Origin of the sequence: Pseudoalteromonas sp. SG45-2 (assembly GCF_014164115.1) — a bacterium.
GTDB classification, from domain to species: domain Bacteria; phylum Pseudomonadota; class Gammaproteobacteria; order Enterobacterales; family Alteromonadaceae; genus Pseudoalteromonas; species Pseudoalteromonas distincta.
Genome location: NZ_JACJEO010000033.1, coordinates 1 through 20,802 on the forward strand (window position 1 = coordinate 1; position 20,802 = coordinate 20,802).

17 protein-coding genes are annotated in these 20,802 nt (G+C 39.5%); 5 read left to right on the top strand and 12 right to left on the bottom strand.

What is annotated here, in order from left to right; all coding sequences use genetic code 11:
• The 8 genes from H5116_RS18665 to H5116_RS18700 all read right to left on the bottom strand — a co-directional run.
• Positions 1-789 (bottom strand): sterol desaturase family protein (locus tag H5116_RS18665; RefSeq protein WP_182716813.1); only part of this gene is annotated, 789 nt, incomplete at its 3' end.
• Positions 782-1,462: a CDP-alcohol phosphatidyltransferase family protein gene (locus H5116_RS18670; protein WP_182716814.1), complete on the bottom strand. Its 681-nt coding sequence runs from the start codon at positions 1,460-1,462 to the stop codon at positions 782-784. The genes H5116_RS18665 and H5116_RS18670, both read right to left, overlap by 8 nt.
• A gap of 44 nt (positions 1,463-1,506) precedes the next feature.
• Entirely contained in the window at positions 1,507-2,145 is a 639-nt protein-coding gene (locus H5116_RS18675; protein ID WP_182716815.1) for an ATP-binding cassette domain-containing protein, read from the bottom strand.
• A gap of 72 nt (positions 2,146-2,217) precedes the next feature.
• Positions 2,218-3,972, bottom strand: a complete 1,755-nt coding sequence (locus H5116_RS18680; protein WP_182716816.1) for an ABC transporter permease — start codon at positions 3,970-3,972, stop codon at positions 2,218-2,220.
• Positions 3,969-5,303, bottom strand: a complete 1,335-nt coding sequence (locus H5116_RS18685) for an ABC transporter substrate-binding protein (protein WP_182716817.1) — start codon at positions 5,301-5,303, stop codon at positions 3,969-3,971. Before H5116_RS18685 ends, H5116_RS18680 begins: the two co-directional genes overlap by 4 nt.
• The gene (locus H5116_RS18690) at positions 5,290-6,108 is read right to left on the bottom strand and encodes a DUF547 domain-containing protein (protein WP_182716818.1); all 819 of its coding nucleotides are present in this window, start codon (positions 6,106-6,108) and stop codon (positions 5,290-5,292) included. The genes H5116_RS18685 and H5116_RS18690 overlap by 14 nt, the downstream gene beginning before the upstream one ends.
• Positions 6,109-6,110: 2 nt before the next feature.
• Positions 6,111-8,264, bottom strand: a complete 2,154-nt coding sequence (locus H5116_RS18695; RefSeq protein WP_182716819.1) for an FAD-dependent oxidoreductase — start codon at positions 8,262-8,264, stop codon at positions 6,111-6,113.
• A gap of 19 nt (positions 8,265-8,283) precedes the next feature.
• Positions 8,284-10,644: a TonB-dependent siderophore receptor gene (locus H5116_RS18700; RefSeq protein ID WP_182716820.1), complete on the bottom strand. Its 2,361-nt coding sequence runs from the start codon at positions 10,642-10,644 to the stop codon at positions 8,284-8,286.
• Positions 10,645-11,061: 417 nt separating this feature from the next.
• On the opposite strand from H5116_RS18700, the gene H5116_RS18705 reads away from it, so the two are divergent.
• Positions 11,062-11,475 carry a hypothetical protein gene (locus H5116_RS18705; protein WP_096794390.1) on the top strand — a complete coding sequence of 138 codons (414 nt, stop codon included), beginning with the start codon at positions 11,062-11,064 and terminating at the stop codon, positions 11,473-11,475.
• Between the two features lie 94 nt (positions 11,476-11,569).
• Here the strand turns inward: H5116_RS18705 and H5116_RS18710 are convergent, their stop codons facing one another.
• Positions 11,570-11,995, bottom strand: coding sequence for a hemerythrin domain-containing protein (locus tag H5116_RS18710; RefSeq protein WP_182716821.1), 426 nt, complete (start codon positions 11,993-11,995; stop codon positions 11,570-11,572).
• A 347-nt stretch (positions 11,996-12,342) separates the two neighbouring features.
• On the opposite strand from H5116_RS18710, the gene H5116_RS18715 reads away from it, so the two are divergent.
• The 3 genes from H5116_RS18715 to H5116_RS18725 are packed head-to-tail and all read left to right on the top strand — an operon-like array spanning position 12,343 to position 13,159.
• Positions 12,343-12,597 carry a hypothetical protein gene (locus H5116_RS18715; protein ID WP_076924239.1) on the top strand — a complete coding sequence of 85 codons (255 nt, stop codon included), beginning with the start codon at positions 12,343-12,345 and terminating at the stop codon, positions 12,595-12,597.
• A gap of 59 nt (positions 12,598-12,656) precedes the next feature.
• The gene (locus H5116_RS18720) at positions 12,657-12,911 is read left to right on the top strand and encodes a hypothetical protein (protein ID WP_096794392.1); all 255 of its coding nucleotides are present in this window, start codon (positions 12,657-12,659) and stop codon (positions 12,909-12,911) included.
• 29 nt (positions 12,912-12,940) lie between these two features.
• Positions 12,941-13,159, top strand: coding sequence for a DUF6500 family protein (locus H5116_RS18725; RefSeq protein ID WP_149603545.1), 219 nt, complete (start codon positions 12,941-12,943; stop codon positions 13,157-13,159).
• A 36-nt stretch (positions 13,160-13,195) separates the two neighbouring features.
• On the opposite strand, the gene H5116_RS18730 is transcribed toward H5116_RS18725, so the two are convergent.
• Both H5116_RS18730 and H5116_RS18735 read right to left on the bottom strand, forming a co-directional pair.
• The gene (locus tag H5116_RS18730) at positions 13,196-15,115 is read right to left on the bottom strand and encodes a GGDEF domain-containing protein (protein WP_182716822.1); all 1,920 of its coding nucleotides are present in this window, start codon (positions 15,113-15,115) and stop codon (positions 13,196-13,198) included.
• Positions 15,116-15,294: 179 nt separating this feature from the next.
• Positions 15,295-16,950, bottom strand: a complete 1,656-nt coding sequence (locus H5116_RS18735) for an RluA family pseudouridine synthase (RefSeq protein ID WP_182716823.1) — start codon at positions 16,948-16,950, stop codon at positions 15,295-15,297.
• A 316-nt stretch (positions 16,951-17,266) separates the two neighbouring features.
• Between H5116_RS18735 and poxB the strand changes: the two genes are divergently transcribed.
• Complete coding sequence (poxB, locus tag H5116_RS18740; protein ID WP_182716824.1) at positions 17,267-18,991, top strand: ubiquinone-dependent pyruvate dehydrogenase; 1,725 nt, start codon at positions 17,267-17,269, stop codon at positions 18,989-18,991.
• Positions 18,992-19,479: 488 nt separating this feature from the next.
• Here the strand turns inward: poxB and H5116_RS18745 are convergent, their stop codons facing one another.
• Positions 19,480-20,706 carry a threonine/serine exporter ThrE family protein gene (locus H5116_RS18745; RefSeq protein ID WP_002960134.1) on the bottom strand — a complete coding sequence of 409 codons (1,227 nt, stop codon included), beginning with the start codon at positions 20,704-20,706 and terminating at the stop codon, positions 19,480-19,482.
• Positions 20,707-20,802: the final 96 nt, after the last annotated feature.

Below are 20,802 nucleotides of genomic sequence, written 5' to 3' on the forward strand. Positions count from 1 at the left end.
CTTGTTTTTAAAAGGCATTGTAAGTAACCCCAAAAGGGACGCATTTTGGTTTTGGCTTGGGTATTCTTTTAAGCCAATATTTATATCTGCGTCGGTTTTTTTAGCTTTACCTTTGTAACTACCAAATAATTTATCCCACCAAATTACACTAAAACCATAGTTTGAGTTAGTTTCGCTAACCACTTGGCTATGGTGAATTCGATGCAATATTTGCGTCATTAAAATTAAACGCAGTGGTTTTTCAATGGCATTAGGTAGGCGTATATTTGCATGATTAAATAATGCTAAACCATTAAGTGCTATTTCAAAAATAAGTACCGCAATGGCAGGTACGCCAAGAGCAGTTATTGCAATGAGTTTTATAAGTATGCTCAGTACAATTTCGATAGGGTGAAAGCGCAAGCCCGTACTGGTATCCACGTGTGCATCGGCGTGATGTACACGGTGCAAGCGCCATAAAATAGGCACGTTATGAAATAACCTATGTTGCCAATAAATTAATATATCGAGTAAAAGTATGCTCAATATAATAATTAAACTGCTTGGTAGAGCTATTTGATTAAATAAGCCTATGCCGTGCTCTTGATTGTAAAGTGCTACGGCGGTTAGCCCAATGGGAACCACTAAGCGCGCAACAACTGATGAAGCAAACACTAACCCAAAGTTAGCAAACCAACGTGTACTGCTTTTTATTGGTGATTTACGCGCTGGTTTTTGCGCTTCAAGCAGCATCATTATAACTAAAATGCTAAAAAAGAAGCCTAAGCGCCACCATACTTCATTAGTCATTTATTACCTCAGAATTTGAACTGCTAGGCACGTTTTCAGCTGCTTTGTTAGCATCGGCTTCTTGTTGCTTAAGTGTGTGATAACCGCCATGTATACGGGTAAAAATAGTTATGCCACACGCAATACCAAAAATGCTCGCCATAACCGCAAAGTGCTGCGGCCAAATACAAAATGCAATAAATAGCGCTATTGTTTCAGTGCCTTCGGTTAAGCCGTTTAAGTAGTAAAAGCTTTTGTATTTAAATTGTGGTTTTTCGAGTTTAAATTTTTCGGCGGCAATCGCAAAAGCTAAAAAGCTTGAACCCGTACCAATAAAAGTAGCAAGTAATAACGATCCCGCTATCGCGTTTTGCTCAGGGTTTGCCAAAATAAAGCCAAGCGGAATAGCCGCGTAGAATAAAAAGTCGAGTGTGATATCTAAAAAGCCACCTGCGCTTGAACTTTGGTTTGCATAGCGTGCTAATGCGCCATCAAGTCCATCTAAAATTCGATTTAAAGCAATGGCAACTAATGCGCCGTACCACATTTCAAACGCCAGTAATGGCACTGCTAATAAGCCAACTAAAAAGCCAACTACGGTTAGCTGATCGGCGGTTATGCCGCGTTTATGCATAAGCATAACCACAGGTGTTAACAGTGGCTTAATTACAGGGGTGATAAATTTGTCTAGCATGTTTGTTGCCTTATGCGTTTAAAACTATTCATTAAAGTCATGTATTAAAGTGCGCTACTTAAAGTAATGAGTTTGCCATTTGCAGCGTCGGCATCGCTATGATCATGAGTAACCATAATTGCAGGTAGCTTATGATCGCGTATTTGGCTAAACACGAGTTCGCGTGTATCAACACGCAGTTGGGTGTCGAGTTTGCTAAAGGGTTCGTCAAGTAAAATGGCTTTAGGTTCGCTCAGCAGCATACGTAATAATGCAACACGGGCTTGTTGCCCACCTGAGAGGTTGTCGGGGTGGCGATTGCCCATGTCTTTAAGGCCGACTTTCTCAAGTGCGTGTTCTATTTTTTCAAGGCGTTGTTTTTTATTACCTTTGGGCATTGCAAAGGCAATGTTACCAGCAACAGTTAAATGAGAAAATAATAAAGCGTCTTGATAAAGCACTCCAATATGGCGCAAGTGTGGAGGGGTATTATTGATATTTTGTCCATTAAGCCACACCTCTCCATTGGCCTTAAAGCTACTTGGTAAAGTACCCGTAAGCCAATTCAATAAGCTTGATTTACCACTGCCTGATGGGCCCATAATAGTCAGAATTTCACCGCCATTAACTTGCTCGTTTAAGCTAAGTAACAGCTCATTTTGGCGATAAAGCTGACAATTTTTAATCTGTAACGATGACTGCATTAAAAAACCTTAACCCTGATAGTGTTAAACATGGGAGCTTTAAATATGTGCACGTTTTAAACTCGCGTACTTTTAAGAACGTGCACTTTTGAAAAAATATTTAGGTAAACCCCATGCCAGTATAAATCCAATAAGCGGCAGTGCCATTTGCATAATAGCGTACACGGCACTGGTGCGTCTGCTTGCGCCATTGGCAAGCGTAACGGCTTCGGTTGTTATTGTGGCTATACGCCCGCCGCCAGCTAAAAGCGTGGGGAGGTATTGTCCAAAACTAATAGCTAAGCCCAGTGCGGCTGCAATTAAAATAGGGGCAAACAACTGAGGTAGTTTTACTTTAAAAAACACCTTACATGGCGCTGCGCCTAAGCTTGCTGCAACATGAGCAAAACGAGGGTCTAAACGTCTATAGCTGCTCGCAAGTGACAAAAACACATAAGGCAGCACAAATAGTAAATGCGTAAGTACTACATTAAAAAATGCGGCTTGGTTATTTACCAGTTGTTGTATCCATACTAGCCCAAATAAAAAGGCAATACTGGGCACTAATAACGGTAAGTAAATAATTAAACTGGTAAAACGAGAAATAGGTTTGTCACTCAACTGCTCTGATTCTAAACACAATAAAGTAAGAATAATGGCAAATAGCGTGGTTACTAAACCGATTGCTAGCGTATTAAAAAGCGGGCTGCCCATTTGCATTAGCGCACTTTTAAAATGCAGTAGTGTAAATTGTTCAGGCATTGCATCTGGAAAGCGCCAAAAACCTGCAACCGACCACATAACTAAACCAATAAGTGACAACAGTATAAAGCTAATTACTAATGCGGTGAGTACGACCGTTATTTTTTGCCAATAAAATCCGCCGTATTCGCGCACTCCATTAGTGAGCGAGTCGCTAAATAATACTTTTATGGCTTTTTCTCCGGCAAGCCAAAGGGCTAACAACCCGCCTGTAACAGCCAGTTGTAATAAAGCACCTGCTGAGGCTTTAATACGCAGGTTTAAATCAACATCGTTAAACCAATGCATTATTGCAACGGCCAAGGTGGGTGGTGTATTTGGGCCTAAAATGAGTGGCATTTCTACACTGGCACTTGCATAGGCAAGCACGGCTAAAAGCGGCAAACGCAACAGCGGATAAAGACTTGGCAGTATTACTTTAAAAAAGGCGGTCATTGGACAATAACCCAAGTTAAGCGCAACCTTATGTTGTTGGCGTAATTTTTTGCCAAGCTCAGGTTGAGCAAGTACGCCCAGTGCCATTAATAATAAAAAGGGAAGCTCTTTTAGTGTTAAGCCTAAAATAATACTAATACCGAATGAATCATGCGGAAACATGCCGTTTGGCGCAAGTTCCCAGCCGCTTAACCAAGGCGACGCTAAGCGTGAAATCATACCTGAAGGGGCAATTAAAAACCCCACCGCAATAGCCGCGGCGGCATGAGGTATCACTAATATAGGGCTCAATAAACGCTGAATTCGGTTGAGCCACGGGCTATTAAAAAACGCAGCTAAAATCATTAAGGTAATGATAAATGCAAGCAAAGTACTTATTAAGCCCGTTGCAACGCTTAAGGTAACCATTTGGGTAAGGCCAGGTGTTTGCCAAAGGGCATTAAAACCTTGCAAGCTAAACGTTGTTTGCTCAAGTACGGGCGCATAACCAAAGGCTGGCAGCAATACGCTAATTAAGCCACCAAGTACGGGTAATATAAGTAAAGCGAGTAAAAATCGCGGGCTAAATTTTACAATGCGCGTAAACATATCGGTGCTGCACTGCGTTGTTGCTTTGGTATTTACTGGTACACTTTTTGAAATAACGCTCATTGGCTTACTCCATAACGGGTTTGCCAACCTTGCATAATGGCGTTTACCCAGCTTGGATGAGGTTCGCTCAATGTGCGTTTAATACTGTTTAAAGGCAGTGCACTTGGATGCGGTTTAGCTGTTTTAAATAAGGTTTGCTGATCGGGCGTTAACGTTGATTGAATAAGTACGCTTTTATCGCCCCATATATGCGCTTTTTGTTTTTCAGCTTGTGCCTCAGGGCTCATTAAAAAATTAGCCACTAATTGCGCACTTTGCTGGTGGCTTGCATTGTAAGGGATTGCCACAAAATGGGTATTACTCAAACTGCCATCACTCATTGCGTAACTGCGAATGCTGTTTGGTAAATCATAGCGTTTTACAGCTGCCGGTACTTCAGGTGCAGAAAAAGTAAAGGCTAAACTCAACTCTGTATCGTCCACAAGGCGGCGCATTTGAGCACCACTTTGCATAAAATGAGTGCCACCACGCCAAAGAGTTGGGTGTAGTTTATCTAAAAAGTCCCACAGTGGGTTTAACACTTGCGCCGTATTTTTAGTTGTAGCTGGTTGGTTTAGCTGCGCTTTAATGTTTTCGCTGCTGTGCTTATGCAGCACAACTAAGGCGTATTTTAAAAAGCTCATACCTAAAAAGTCAGGCGGCTTTGGGTAACTAAAGCGACCAGGGTTTTGCGCGCTCCAGTTTAATAATTCGTTTAATGTCGTAGGCAATTTATTGTTTGCCTTTCCATTTATTGCAATGCTGTCGTAATAAAATGTAAGTGACGCTTGCCCCCATGGGGCCTCCATACCATTGGTAGGTAAACCAAAGTCAAAGGTTACAGCAGGGTTGTTAGCCGGATCGGTTAATGCAAAGTAGGGGAGTTTATTAGCCCATTCTTTTAAAAGCAGAGAGTGCTCACTCATGGTGGCAAAGTTAGCCCCGTTGATCCACATTAAATCTACGCTGCCTTGGTTGTTATTGTTTGCTGATTTTTCGGCAAGTACACGGCTTACTGCTTCGCTGGTGTCACTTAATTTTACATGCACTAGGTTAATGTTGTACTTAGTTTTAACTTGCTGAGCTGCCCATTGAATATAGGCATTTATTTGCGCGTCGCCGCCCCATGCATAAAAGTATACATCTTGATTGCGACCAAGTGTTTGAACTTGTTGCCAGCGAGATCCCTGTTGTGTGTTAATTACTAAATTACTTTTACTATTTGAGTTAATAGCGGGATTAGCAAACGCAGTGCTCGAAAAAACAGCTAAATTTACGATTGCACAAACGCAAAACGCGACACAGCAAAAGCTGTATCGCGTCAGTGTTTGCCAAAACTTAATGGCGAACATTTAAATCCCAGTTGTAGTCTAAAAATTTAACTTTCATGTCATCATTTTCAAGTGCTTTTTGCTGAGCGGGTATCAGTTTAAGGGCATCAGGATACTGCAAGAAAAACTGCTGTAGCGTGTTTGCACCTCTAAAGCCTTTTTCAAAGTCATCGCCGTACCACTTAAATATTGAAGACACGCTTAGCGTATTTTCTTGAGCCATATTACGTGTCATATCTGATAAAAAGCGCACCGTTTGCTCTTGCAATTGGCTTTCTAAATCAGTGGCTGTATACGCTTCTTCTCGAAGCGCTGGACAACCAATACTCGCGCAATTTACCGCAAAGTGAATGCGAGGGTCGTTGTATTTACCGCTGCCACGTATTAAACCATGCTCAATATCATCAAGGCTGCGAGTTTTGCCAAGTAATGGCACAAACTCTTTACTCCATGGTGAGCTAAAAAAGCTCCCTAAGTCTTTAATTGATTTAAGATCTGGGTACTTTGTCAATATAAGTTCAACAGTCCACGCATTATAAGCATTGATTAAAAAAGCGAGTTGCTTAGGCTTTTTCCACGCGTCAAATTCGCTTTGCGTTACAGCCGTTAACGAATCTAAATACGTTTTTAGCTGTGCATGCTCACGTTTTATAGCAGCGTAATCAACCTCAGTACTGTGATTATGGTTAATAGCGACAACATGCTTATTTAACAATGCATTCCAGCTATCGTGCATGTTTTGGGCTTGGGCCGAAAATGACGTTGCAAACGATGTTACAACTAAAGCCGAACCAAGTAGCAATGCTTTTAGAGGTGTTTTAAACATAATTAACCTCTGCGCCATGTGTGGTATTTTTCAAGCAAGTTAAGCACTTTTTCAGGTGCATGAGCGCGTTTCCACTCACCTGCTGCGTATTTGTTACCTTCAGCCCAAGTAGGGTAGCTGTGTATAGTACCGAGTATTTTGTTAAGGCCTAAACCGTGTTTCATTGCCAGTACAAACTCAGCAATTAAATCGCCAGCGTGTTCAGATACTACGGTAACACCCAATATTTTGTCTTTGCCTTTGGGTGTAATCACTTTAATAAAGCCTTTAGTGGCGCTGTCGGTAATTGCACGGTCTAGCTCTTCAAATTCAAAACGAGTGATTTCGTAATCTATGCCTTTGTCTTTTGCGTCTTGCTCGTTTAAGCCAACACGTGCTACTTCTGGGTCAATAAACGTAGTCCACGGAATAACACGGTAATCTACTTTAAACTTTTTAAGGTGACCAAATAAGCCATTTACCGCTGCGTACCAACCCTGATGAGCGGCCACATGTGTAAACTGGTATGGACCTACAATATCGCCAGCTGCGAAAATATTTGGGTACAGTGTTTCTAGGTATTCGTTAGTTACTACTGTGCGGTTTGTTTCAATGCCTAGCTCTTCAAGACCGTAACCTTTAAGGCGTGCACTTCTACCAACGGCACATAATAGCTCGTCGTATTCAATATCTATTTCTTTGTCGTTATGTTTAACAACAATATATTTTTTACCATCGCGCGTTTCACAGCGAAGTGCTTGGTGCGATGTTAAAATATTAACGCCACTTTCGGTTAACGCTTCGTGAGCAAAAGTAGACACTTCAAGATCTTCTTTGATCATGATGCGCTCCGCCATTTCAATTTGCGTAATACTTGAACCTAAACGTGCAAAGCTTTGTGCTAATTCGCTACCAATTGGACCACCACCAAGTACTACAAGTTTTTTAGGTGCCTCATCTAGCTCTGCAAATTTATTCCACAACGTATCGCTTGTTACATAGCCAGTTTCTTCAATACCAGGTAGTGGCGGTACAAATGGGCGCGCGCCAGTGGCAATCACAATAGTACGGGCGGTAAGTGTTTGCGTGCCGCCATCGTTAAGTTTAATTTCTACAGTCCACGGGTCTATTAATTTACCGTAGCCTTTTACAACATCTACGCCTAAGTCAGTGTAACGCTCAACACTGTCGTGTGGTGCTACATCTGCAATTACTTTGTGTACACGTGCCATTACTTTTTTGAACGAAAACTGCGGTGTCGCATTTTCTAGGCCGTAGTTTTCACCATGGCGAATTTGTTCTGCAATTTTAGCGCTTTTAATGACTGCTTTACTTGGAACACAACCATAGTTTAAACAGTCACCGCCCATTTCGCCCGCTTCAATAAGGGTTACTTTTGCTTTAACAGCAGCGGCTATATAACTTGTTACCAAACCACCTGCGCCTGCGCCAATAACAATCATGTTACGGTCGAATTTTTTAGGCTTAGTGTAGTTTTTGTATACGCGACGCTTTTTAAACACGTTTAAGATTCCTTTTGCAATGAATGGGAATATACCCAATAAAGCGAATGATAAGATTAAGTTGAATGATAAAATTCCAGATAAGCTTTCTATTTGCGCCAGTTGTGTACCTGCGTTAACAAATACAAATGTACCGGCGAGCATACCTGCTTGGCTTACCCAGTAATAAGTCCATGACTTTATTGAAGTAACACCCATTAATAGGTTTATTAAAAAGAACGGAAACACCGGCACTAAACGAAGAGTAAATAAGTAAAATCCACCTTCTTTTTCAACGCCTGCATCAATTGCAGCTAAGCGCTCAGGAAAGCGTTGTTTAATAGTGTCGCGTAGTAAGTAACGCGATACTAAAAAGGCAAGTGTTGCGCCAATAGTTGATGCAAAAGATGCAACCAATAAGCCTTCAACTAAACCAAACAATGCACCTGCTGCAAGTGTTAAAATAGCTGCGCCCGGTAACGAGAGAGCTGTAACTACTACGTATAGTAAAAAGAACCCACCAATAACGAGTAACGGTGACTGCTCTTTGTATTGGTTAAACTGATCCATCGACCCTTTTAAGCCATCAAGCGTAAGTAGTTGGTGTAAGTCAAAATGAAAGAACAGGCCGACGGCGGCCGCTGCAATCAATAATAAAAATATTTTTTTAATCATGTTCTCTCTCAAACCGCTCTTAAAAATTATGGGTTAGTGTTAATTTTGCGTTTATTGGCAATTCAGGAAATGCCAATGTTGCGCCAAAGTAACCGCCTTCAAATACTGGGCGCCAGTTTTTTTGATTCGTTACGTTGTTCACATCTAATCGTAACTTGGTACTAGGCGTAAAAGCATAGCTAGTATTTACGTTTAGTGTGTACTGATCACGAATTTTTACCGTCGCCAAAAAGTCTAATGGATAACTCTTTGTATATAGACCTGAAAAACCCGTTTGCCATTTCGAATTAATTGAATAATTTCCGTTAAAGCTGAAAGATTGCTCAGGGATGCCCTGTACACGTGTGTTTGAAGGTGCAAAAGCGGTAAAGCTAGGTGCGCCAACACTGGTACCTTCAATAATATCTGGACGTGAGTTGTCAAATGCATCAGCTACTTGAGCCGAATCTTGACTACTTGCAGAATTATCGTAGCGAGCGTCAATATAGCTGTAGCCAGCACTTAGCCAATAAGGGTAGGCGTCATAAAATACTTGGCTTTCAAAGCCGGTAGTACGAATGCCAGTATTACTACCATCGCGATTACGTAAACTACGACGTTGGCTAAACACCGCACCATCGGCGTACCAATCGCTGTTAGTTGGTGCGTATTTTAAACCAAATTCAACCAAGGTATTTTCGGTTGAAAAGTTTTGTGCGCTAATTGTGTTGTCGCCACCAAGAGACGTGCCGCCAGCCATGCTATTTGATGTGGCTTCGTTGTAACTTGCTGCACCATAAGTGGTGTAATCACCGTTTAATCGGTAGTTAAAGCTTACTTGCCCCGAATGTAGCTTATCGTTAATGCTATCGCGAGCTGCAATTTCACCCTCTGGTGCTATTGGGTCGTGCGCGTCTACGTCATAAAAATCAATGCGGTAACCAACACTTGTATGAAACTTATCTGTCCAATCTGAATCTTGCTGAATAGCAAAACCCGTTTGCCATGAGCGCGAATCGGTAGTGTCTGATAAGTTAAAGTCGCCGCTGCCATCGTTATTAATATCGTACTGACCACCAGGGGATACAAATACACCTGGACTAATTTCAATTAAACGCGCTTGTTGTGCATCAGTTAAAGGAATGCGGCGATTTGAAACTGGGCCAGTTAAATCAATAGGTAAGTCGGCTTCTGTTGTAAATTGGCTGTAGCCTAGCACGCGGTTGTAACGCACATCAAAAGCAAAAATTGTTTGCTGTTCGTTGCTCCATTGGTAAGTCAGTTCGGTACGGTTTTGCGCGGTATCGGCACCATCTATAATTTCAACAAAGCTATTTTGTGCAATTTCTTCGCGTTGTAAGTGCTGAAAATACGTAATGTTTTTTATTGATGCATTGTTTGAAAGTTCACGCTTATAAATACTGTGTAGTAAATAAGTAGTGGCTTCGTTTTGATTGTCAGGGTCGGTAAGTACTGTACTACGGTCTATTTTTACTTGCCCAGTAGGTGAAACAATAGAACCTGCCGCTGGAACTGTACTGCCATTTGCTTGAACGCCTTGGCCGGTAATATAAAGGCCATTATCTATTAGCGCTTGAGTAGGGCGGTTAATACCTGCGTTATCGGTAAATTCAACTTGGTATAACTCAAAGTTAATATCCCAGCTGCTCTTGTCATCAGGTAACACCCTAAGTGCTGCAAATAGGCTGTCGCTTTTCGTGCCCGAAAAGTCGTAGTAACTGCCGTTATCAATGTGTTCAGCGCTTACTCTAAAGCCTACTTTGTCTTTTACTATAGGTGCACTGTAATCAACTAAAACACTGTACTGATCCCATCGTCCTGCAGATACCGTTGCTTTGCCTTTACTGTCGTCAGTTGATGCTTTTTTAGAATGTAAGTTTACAAAACCACCGTTGCGTTGGCTTGAACCAAATAATACCGGTGGCGCGCCTTTTACTACATCTATTTGTTCTACAGAGTTGAACGATAACGGCACACCGAAGCCATTATTACCTGCTTGGCGGCGTGTACCATCTTGGAAAAGCTCACCTAGTTGCCCACGAATAGTAGGTAAACTAGGTGCTCCAAAACCACTGGCTGAATAGGTATTAGGACTTACTGCAAGTACATCTTGTAAAGTCGTAATATTGAGTTGTTCTATTAACTCGCTTGAAATTGGTGTTACTGAACGGGCTATATCTTGTAGAGCTAAGTTGTCGCCAAAAGGGCCGTCTACAGTGGCATTTTTAACCGAAAGACCTTGAGATTTAATAACTTGGCCTGCCACCTCAATACGCTCAATTGCGCCTTCTTTTGCTGTTTTTGATTCTTCGGCTGCAAAAGCATTAAGTGGTGTATTTAATATGGTGGCTAGGGAAAGTGCTAAATATGCGTGTTTCAAACGTTTTCTCTCTACGGTTAAAATGTTGTTGGCGATAAAGACCGAAAGGATTAAAAATAACTTTCAGTAAAATTTTGATTCTTTTTGTTTTTTAGAACATAACAAAACAGATGCATTATAAAGATGGTAATTAAGTAGTATTGTTTTATTAGTTGATAAAATATTAATACAGCGATTGTACTAGACTGAATGTAAATATATGCTTTTAATAGAATTTTTAATTATAGACTACTTTCAACCTGCTAACATTTTAAAAGAGTTAACTTTTATGCAGCATTTTTAAATTACTTAAATAAGCTTCACTTTTAGTACTGCATGGCTTAACTAATGAATTTAATTAAAAATTTTTGAAATAAAAAATAACTTATACGGTCTAGGTTACTTCTAAGTTTATTAATATTCATTTAAGGAAATTTTATGACAGGTTCAATGAATTCTGATGTGCAAAACCGTTTGCAGTGGTCACTTTTATCTTTGCGTTTAGGCGTGTTTATTGTAATGGTTATGTGGACATTCGATAAGTTTGTTAATCCTGGACATAGCGCACGTATTTTTGAACATTTTTACGGTATTAGTGGCTCTACAGATATAGTGGCTTACATTATTGGTGCGGTGCAGTTAGTGCTTGTTTTAGCATTTTTAGCGGGTATTAAAAAACGCATTACTTATGGTGTGATTTTTGTGATGCATGGTTTGTCTACGCTTTCATCTTACAACCAGTACATAGATGGCTTTAATAACTTATTATTCTTTACTGCATGGCCAATGTGGGCTGCGTGTTTTGCACTTTACTTACTACGCGACCAAGACGTGAAATTTACTGTAAAGTAATAAAGTACATGCAAAAAAATTGGTTATAAGCCATAAGGCTTATAACCAATAAGTACACAGGGAGTGTGTGGAAGTCGGTTTGCATGTTATGCAACTAATGCATTGCGTCGTTGTATTGCTCAGCAAGGCTCTCTTTTTGCCCTTCGGTAAGTGCTTTACCCGCTAATTGAAACACTTCGTGTTCTTCTTCACTTAAATGATGATGTACCAAATGGTGTAGCTTTTTAGCTGCAACTAACCATGCAGACGAGCTCATTTCGGTATCTTCAAGTTGTTCAATTAATTCATCAATTTCGTGATGTTCAGCTACGCTGTGGCGCGCTTTTTCATGAGTTAAGTCATCAAACATAAGTGGGTTATAAAAGTAACGTTCTTCAAATTTTGCGTGTTGTTCTAGTTCTGTTTTTAGCTCGTCCATTAGCGTGTGGCGCTGCTCTGTTTCGCCGTGCGTTTGAATAAGCGCATCTACTAATTCTCGTTGTTTGTCATGATCGTGACGTAGTGCTTCAAAAATATTCATAACTAATCCTTTTACAATTTATTTGCTTATATCACTAATGTGCAAACTAAATGCCAAATATTAAGTTGATGTATTTTATTGCTTTTATTTTGATTTTTTATTTTTATGCTCATATCACTGTAAATTTTACAGTGATATGAATGCAATAATTTCAGGATTTTACATAGTTCAATTATAAAGGGAGTATAAATCCCTACAGAACCTTACAAATATTTACTGGTTGTTGATTTTATTGCAGTGATAAAGTAGCAACATTATTTAGGTACAACCTATATGTATTACTCCCACATATAATACATATAGGTATAAATGCAGGTAGCACGTTAACTGAATAGGATAGTTTAAGGATGAACATAAAAAGCCCCGTCGCCGCATTATTGCTGTGCGCTTTACTGAGTGCATGTAGTACAGCCCCGCGTTCTGACCCTAACTTATGCATTGAAGAGGCTGAAATGGTTGATCGAAATGGCGCTCAAACAAGCTCACAGGTTTACAATCAATGCATTAGCGCACAAATTAAAAAGGATGAAAAAAATAACACTTTTTTTGATGCCATCGGTACGTTCTTTTTTGAATTTTTTGTAATGGTGGTAGAAAAGTAAATAGGCTAACTTGCAACTGTAATTTAAAGTAAATAAGTTGCGTAAAAATAGGATTAGTTATGAAGCAATTATTGATAGCAATTCCACTTTTTTTATTACTAAGCGCTTGTGCGGCAAAGCCTTACGCAGGCTCGGCAAAATGTATGGAACAAGCAGATATTGCATACGAAACCGATACACTTAAAAATGAGACATTAGATAATGAATGCAAAGCTGCAAAAGTAAATACGCCTAATAAAGAGCTTGAGAATCATGGCTTGGTTGATAGAAGCCTTTTACAGCTAATCGTTAGCTTTTTAAATGGCGTATTTTAATAGTAAAAATATAATTAAATAAGGTATGTATGAGGGAAGAACTAAGAGCAAAAATAATTACCGTGTGCGATAAAAAAATAGCAGTTAAAGGCGAAAATGTAGGGCTTTCTTTTTATGCATTTTTTGCTAATAAAAACGACGACCCAGAGCTACTTATGGAAGCTGCTACTTGGTGGATACACACCCATAAATTAGATCATTTTGTAAAAGCACATAAAATTAAACAGATGGTTACAGATGGACTTTAGTCAATTAACTGAGCAAGTACTTCTAGCTGTGTTTATTTAATCAACAACGACTTGGTTTCTTCCGTTTTCTTTTGCTTTATAAAGTAATTTATCTGCATGCTTAATAAGAACATCTAGTGTGCTTTTTAAAGGGTTACTTACAGAGGCTCCAACACTAAAAGTGATTTTTGTATCACAAGGAAGGTCTTTTATATTACTACAATGCTCGGTAAACCTAGTGGCTAGCTGGTCAAATATATCTCGAATAGCTAGTTCGTCAACCGAATTTAGTGCAAACAACCATTCTTCGCCGCCGTAGCGGCCAAACTGATGATCACCACTTAGTGTTTCTCTTGCAGCTTTTGCAAAGGCAATAAGAACTAAATCGCCAACATCGTGACCAAAATGGTCGTTAACTTTTTTAAAGTAGTCTAAGTCAACAATTGCTATAGTCATTTTACCTTCATCAAGCTTTGCTTCTGCTGCGCGCATTATTCCTCTTCGATTAGGGCAATTTGTTAGGTAATCTGTTAATGAAATATCGTGATACTTTTGACGTTGTCGAGCTTGTCGATAAAATAAAAATAATGAAACAATCACTAAAATAAACGCAATAGCAGCGCTAAGTCGCCAAATTATTTTTTGATGATATTCTTCTTTAGCTTGTAGCTCACTAATATCTTTTGCGTACTCTAGTTGCTGTATTTTTTCTTCTTTTTCTTTTACTTCAAACTGTATCTGTAGTGTTTTTATATTATTTTCACTGGTAGCTTCGTAGTGTTTTTTTGTATAAAGGAGCTTTTGTTCAATTGCTTCAAAAGCCTCGTCAGTGTAGTTAAGGCGTCGCTTTAGCTCATAGCGTTTACTTAAAAAATCGGCTTTATAAATACTGCGGCTGAATTTATCTAATTTTAAAAACACCTCATCGTTTGCTTCATTTGCTTGATCAATTAAATCTAGTTTTATATATATGTCAGCTAACAAAATGAGCGATGCGAGTTGCATATCATAAACACCTGCAGAACGAGCAAGCTCAATGTTTTCTTTAGTTAAAGTTAAAGCTTTATCGTAGTTTGCTTGTAAGTACTCAATACTGGCAATTGAGTACTGAGCAAAGGTTAAGCCTTTTTGCATATTAACTTTTTTAAAATAGAGCAATGCTTTGTCTAGATATATTAAGGCATCTTTAGGTTTCTTAATCTCCAGCAATACATTGCCTAAACTCCAATATGCTTTTGCAGTAAAAAGCCCATCTTGCGTTTGCTCATATGCCGCAACCGCTTTTTTTGCATAATATACGGCTTTGTCTTTTTCGTTTAGATAATTATATGCATCGGCTATTTTTCTAAAAAAGTATCCTTGAGATGCTGAATCGTCATCTTTTAATGCTAATTCTAACCCCTCTAGTGCAACATTTAGGGTCTTTTTCAATGCATCTGTATCGGTGTAATAGTAAGCAAGTGCTCGTAAAATAATGATTTTTTCTTTAGTTGAATGCTGTTGCAAGCTCTCTTCTAATTTTGTGGCTAGCGTGTGTGCTGGAGCTGGGTTTGCATCCCTCGCTAGAGACTTGAGTTGTGATTCGAGAAATAATAAATACACACTTTTTTGGTTTGGTAACTCTTTGTTCTTTAAGTAATAGGATAAGTGAGTATTTAACGCTGCGTATTTTTCTTGTCTAAAAAGTAACTCCGCATACAAAGCGGCCGCTTCTAGATGAAGCTTTTCCCAATTTTGATCTTTGCTTATTTTAAACGCTTGAGTGAGTTTGTCTCCATTTTGAAGATAGTCTAATTCATTTAGTTTTATGTTATTGATGAGAGTTTGAGTCGTGTCAAAGTCTAGCGCATGTGAAGTTGCATTTAATGAATCGCCGTTAGCAGAGGCAAGCTTACTAAAAAGTAAAAATAAAAGGAGAACAATATACTTTGCCCATAAAGTATTACCTAAAATCTTTATTTGTGTATTGTTAGCCATGTTAATCCTTTGCTGATTTATTTTTATTATTGAAATACTTTTTCGCATTGCTTAATAAACTTGGGTTTGAACTGTTTCTTATACTCATCATTGAAAAAAATAAGACCATAAACAATATCAATTTAATTAATAAAAGCCAATATTTGTACGTTTTAGTGGTAGCGGTTTATGTGCTTTTGTTAAAAATCTGCGGCTACTTCAAATTCTAATCGTTTAAGTGTAATTGGGTGAGTAAATGCTAAGTATTCTGCATGTAAATGTAATCTATCGGCTTTTTGCCCGTAATGTGTGTCGCCTATAATTGGCATGTTTAAACCTGAACTGTGCGCACAATGCACTCTTAGTTGATGAGTTCGCCCTGTTTTAGGATATAACTGTAATCGGGTAATATTGTTGTTACGCTCTAAAACGTGCCAGGTAGTAAGTGATGGCTTACCGTGTTTATAACATACCATTTGGCGCGGTTTATCATCAAAGTCGAGCACTAAGGGTAAATCAATTACTCCGCTATCCTCAGCTACGTTACCATTAACTAATGCGACATAACGTTTATCTATGGTGCGTTCAATAAACTGCTTTTGCAGTGCTTTGTGCACGCGTTTATTAAGCGCAATCATCAATAACCCAGAAGTCGACATATCTAATCTGTGTACAATTAGTGGCCCTGATGCCTCTGGAAACTGCGTTTTGATTCGCATATAAACTGAGTCATCAATATTAACGCCAGGTACCGATAAAAACTCAGCGGGCTTATTTACCACAAGTAAGTCGTCATCTTTATAAACAATACTTAAATCTTTACCCTGAGCTGGGTTGATAAGTAGCGGGTTATCTTCAACATCTAAACCCTTTAGCATGTGCCCAAGTATTGGTTGGCATTTACTGTAACAAGAAGGGTAGTAGTTTTTATGCTGCCTAATTGCTGATTTAGGCGCTGCTCCCCACCAAAATTCAGCCATAGCAAGTGGCTTTAAGTCATGTTTATAGGCGTATTGTAATAATTTAGGCGCTGCACAATCGCCAGCACCCGAAGGAGGCGTGTGCTCAGGTAATGCTGCAAATATGGCATTTAAGTCTGTAGTTTCACCATTTGCATTTAAAAACTGGTACTGAGTAAATAACTTTTTTTGTAAGCTTTTAGAAAGCGTTTTACGGCGCTTTTTTAAATGAGCAATTTCATCAGAAATATTGATGTGTGTTTGCTGCAGTGACTCGATTATATTTTGCCAATAGGCTTTAAGTGCCAGCAGTTGCTTTTTTTCTACGATGCTTTGCCCTGCAAGCTTATTTTTTAACTGCTCAAAATCACTTTCGCTAAGCTCTAATTCGCCTTCGGTACGTTGTATTTTTCGTTGCCGACGACCGGCTTGCATTACCGCCTGTTGAGCTAATAACGCTTGCTGGTAGCTCTGTGTTGCATCATCAAGTTTGCTATTAACTTCAAGCAGTTGTTCGCTATTTTCTAATTGCTCAATTTGAGCATTAATATCGTTAATTATTTTACTTTGAGCCAAATAGGTATCGTCTTGCAGCTGCATGCTAGAAACAGGCGGCACAAAGCTAATATTGCCTTTATCACCTTCAATTTGTCCCGAATAAGCGCTTAAAAAGCCTAATTGTTGCTTAACATTTTGCACCACTAAAACCCCAAACATTTTACCTGTATTTTCTGCTTTTAAATGCGTTAACGTTTCAAGTTGTTGCTGTAATTGTTTTGTGGCTGCTACAGCTAATGGTTGCGGCTCGTAATAAAAAGGGAAAGTAAACTTTTCAGGAAGCGCGAGAGCATCAATATTTTGAGAAAATAATGTAAAGCAAGAAGCAGAATTTGACATAGAAGTAAGAGAAAAGCATTCAGTAAAATAATTGAGCGCATAATAACATATTCATAGTTAAGCCACTAAAAATCTCGCATCCGCATATTCATAAACACTTTAAAGCGGACATTCATGTTTTATGTATCAGTATGGGGGCGCAGCAAACCCAGGCGTTTGTTAGTAAAGTCTCAGTAGTAAAATATCTATCATTATCAAAATATTTAAGCTTATCGATTCTCAATAATTGAGCGCATTTCTAAACGATGACTTACCTGATAGATCAGAGACGAAAAATCAATTTACAGAATAACTGAATATTTAGGAGTTCTATATTATGAGTCAAAATATCGCAAGTTTTATTACAAAAACCCTCGAACAAGCAGGCGTAAAACGTATTTGGGGAGTCACTGGCGATTCACTTAACGGCATTAGTGAAAGTCTGCGAAAAATGGGAACAATTGAATGGCTAGGTACGCGACATGAAGAAGTTGCCGCATTTGCAGCTGGTGGCGAAGCCCATTTATCAGGCGAGCTTGCGGTGTGTGCGGGTTCTTGCGGGCCAGGTAACCTTCATTTAATTAATGGCTTATTTGATTGTCAGCGTAATAATGTACCAGTATTAGCAATTGCCGCACATATTCCTTCATCTGAAATTGGTAGTAGTTATTTTCAAGAAACCCATCCGCAAGAATTATTTAAAGAATGCAGTGTGTATTGTGAAATGGTGTCGAGCCCTGAGCAAATGCCGTACCTGCTAGAAACAGCAATGCGACAAGCAATACTAAACAAAGGCGTGAGTGTACTTGTGCTACCTGGCGACATTGCATTAAAAGATATGCCTAAAGCTATTAAGCCAAAATGGAACGTGCCAAAGCCAGCAACTTATACCCCCGCTTTATCTGATATTGAAGCGATGGCGACTCATCTTAATAAAAGTAAAAAAGTAACCTTATTGTGTGGTGCTGGTTGTAAGGATGCCCACGACGAAATTGTTGCGCTAGCCGAAAAATTACAAGCGCCAATTGTGCATGCCATGCGCGGTAAAGAATTTATTGAATACGATAATCCTTACGATGTTGGTATGACCGGATTTATTGGCTTTGCATCGGGGTATCATGCAATGCAAGAAGCCGATACATTACTTATGATTGGTACGAGCTTTCCTTATCGTGCATTTTATCCCGAAAATACCACCATATTGCAAATTGATAATCAGGCTGCGTCACTCGGACGACACGTGCAAATTGACTGTGGCGTGTTAGGGGATACTAAAAATTCAGTGACCACACTGCTTGATTATATTAAAGGTGAACGGAGCAGTTCGCACTTACAAAAATGTGTTAAAAATTACAAAGAGTCTCGACAAGATCTTGATGAACTTGCCAGTGGCAAAACCTCGCAAAACTTAATTCACCCGCAATACCTAACGCGTTTACTCAACGAACAAGCAGCTGACGATGCTGTTTTTACTTGTGATGTAGGTACGCCAACAGTGTGGGCTGCGCGTTATTTATCAATGAATGGTAAGCGTCGCTTAATTGGCTCGTTTAATCATGGCTCTATGGCAAATGCGATGTCGCAGGCAATGGGAGTTCAATCTGTTGATAGAGACCGCCAAGTCATTGCAATGTGTGGTGATGGTGGCTTTTCGATGTTAATGGGGGATTTAATCTCACTTAAGCAGCTTAATTTACCAATAAAGATTGTTCTTTATAATAATCGCTCACTCAGTTTTGTGGCTATGGAAATGAAAGCCAGTGGGTTTTTATCAAGCGATACCGATTTAGAAAACCCAAGTTTTGCTAACATTGCACAGGCCTGCGGCTTAAAAGGGATTCATGTGGATGACCCTGAAAAATTACCATCGGCAATGAACGAGATGATGAACCACTCAGGACCTGTTGTTTTAGAAGTCGATACTGCAAAACAAGAGCTTTCAATGCCGCCGCAAATCAAATTAGAGCAAGCAAAAGGCTTTAGTGTTTACATGATGAAAGCGCTGATAAACGGCAAAGGAAACGAGATTGTAGAGCTTGCCAAAACTAACTGGTCACGCTAAGTGAGTTACTTCCCTATTGAGTACTTTTGCTCAATAGGGAAGTGCCAAGTAATAATCCTCACTATCATCTTTTATTATTAAATTAATAAAAACACGCATAAAATACCTCTACTCATAGAGGGAACGGAGCAATAATGAAATGGAAATCGGTTTTACTGTCGCTGGCTGTTTTATGGCTTATTCAAGCTCAGCAAAGCAGTTTACGCACCAGTGAATACGCAAATATCTAGCCTATTGCAAGTAAATTCAACGCAGTTAGCGCTGAAAATAGCTGCTTGAGATAGATTTATTATCCAGAGTTTAGGTTATTTAGAAAGCGCTGAACTGTTTTTACGTTGGAATCACTATGAGGTTTTTGAGTTTGACTCAAGTGCAATGTAATGAGCTAAAACATTTAGCATTGGCCTCAATTGCTACTTGGTAGTTGTTTTTAGTTTAATGTTTTACTCGCTTTACTCAATTAAAGTAAAGCGAGTGCTCAATATCAGTTACAAACTCTTTTTAGGCGGTAGGGCTACGTTTGCAAATATTAGCCCTGCAACAAGCGACATAAATATTAAAAACGTTTGCTGGCCTATATGCTCTGCGTATATAAAGTCTTGGCCTTCAATGAGTGAGTTTAAGCCAATATAGGTTTTGCTACCTGGTACTAATACAATTAAGCCTTGCATGGCCACAATAGAAGCCGGCGCATTAGCAACACGGTTAAACAAGTTACTAAATATACCTACCGATAAAGCACCCACAAACGTACCTAACGTGTAATCAAGGTACATAGCCGAGCCAATACTGGTGCCATACGCTATAAAGCCTGATGCAATAGACCAAACAGCGTGCTTAAGTTTGGTTCTAAAAATAACGATTAAGCTGCTACAAAGTAAAAATATAGCCAGCCATGCGGTCCACTTTGGTAATGGTTCAGGTTGTACAAAGTCAGCTTGCCCAAAGAGTGCAAAGCCAATGCCTATGCCAATAAAACCGCCAAAATAGAGTTTAAATAACAGCATAAACGAGTCCATGACTCTTGCTGTACCCGACACTAAATGCCGCGCTGCAAGCTCTGCTAAGCCAAGCGCAAGTGCTAAACCTGGTATAAATACAATAATGGCCGAAAGTACCACCAAGCGTATGTTTATTTCAGGTGTTATATACACGCTTACTGCACAGGCAAGTATTGCCGATATTATGGCTACCAATGGCTCAAGCATATGGGCTACGCGTTTTGAGCGTCCCGACCAAAGCACAAACAAATAAACAACTAAAGTAAGAAGCGATGACCAAATAACATCAGTCCAGCTAGTACCCATTAACATTGCAAACGCACCACCAGAAGTTGCAAACGCAACGCCCGTAACAAGTTTATTGTATGGGTTTGGCATGTCGTAGATAGCATCTAGCTGGGCGTCAACTTCTTGTAAAGTTAGCTTGTCGTCAAGCATTTGGTTTACAAGGTCGTCGGTGTCGGCAAGTGAGCCTAAATCGTGATCGCCAGGGTCTACACGCGCAACATGGGTGTACTCGTCTTCGTGGCCATCAGTCCAAATAACAAACGTTACCGAAGTTGGCGACATAACAAACGACGATTTAAGTCCTAAATATGTAGCCACTTCCATTAGGTGGGCTTCTAGGCGGTAAGCAGGCGTACCATACTTGTGAAGCATTTTACCCAATTTAACGATAAATTTGCGTTTTTCTGTAAAGGTTGCAGTTTTCAAATCTTTTTGGACCAAATATTGCGATAACTAAGCTAAAAATATAGACAATACAGCTAAAACTGCCCACGTTTGATGGGCGCGATTTTAAACACTAAT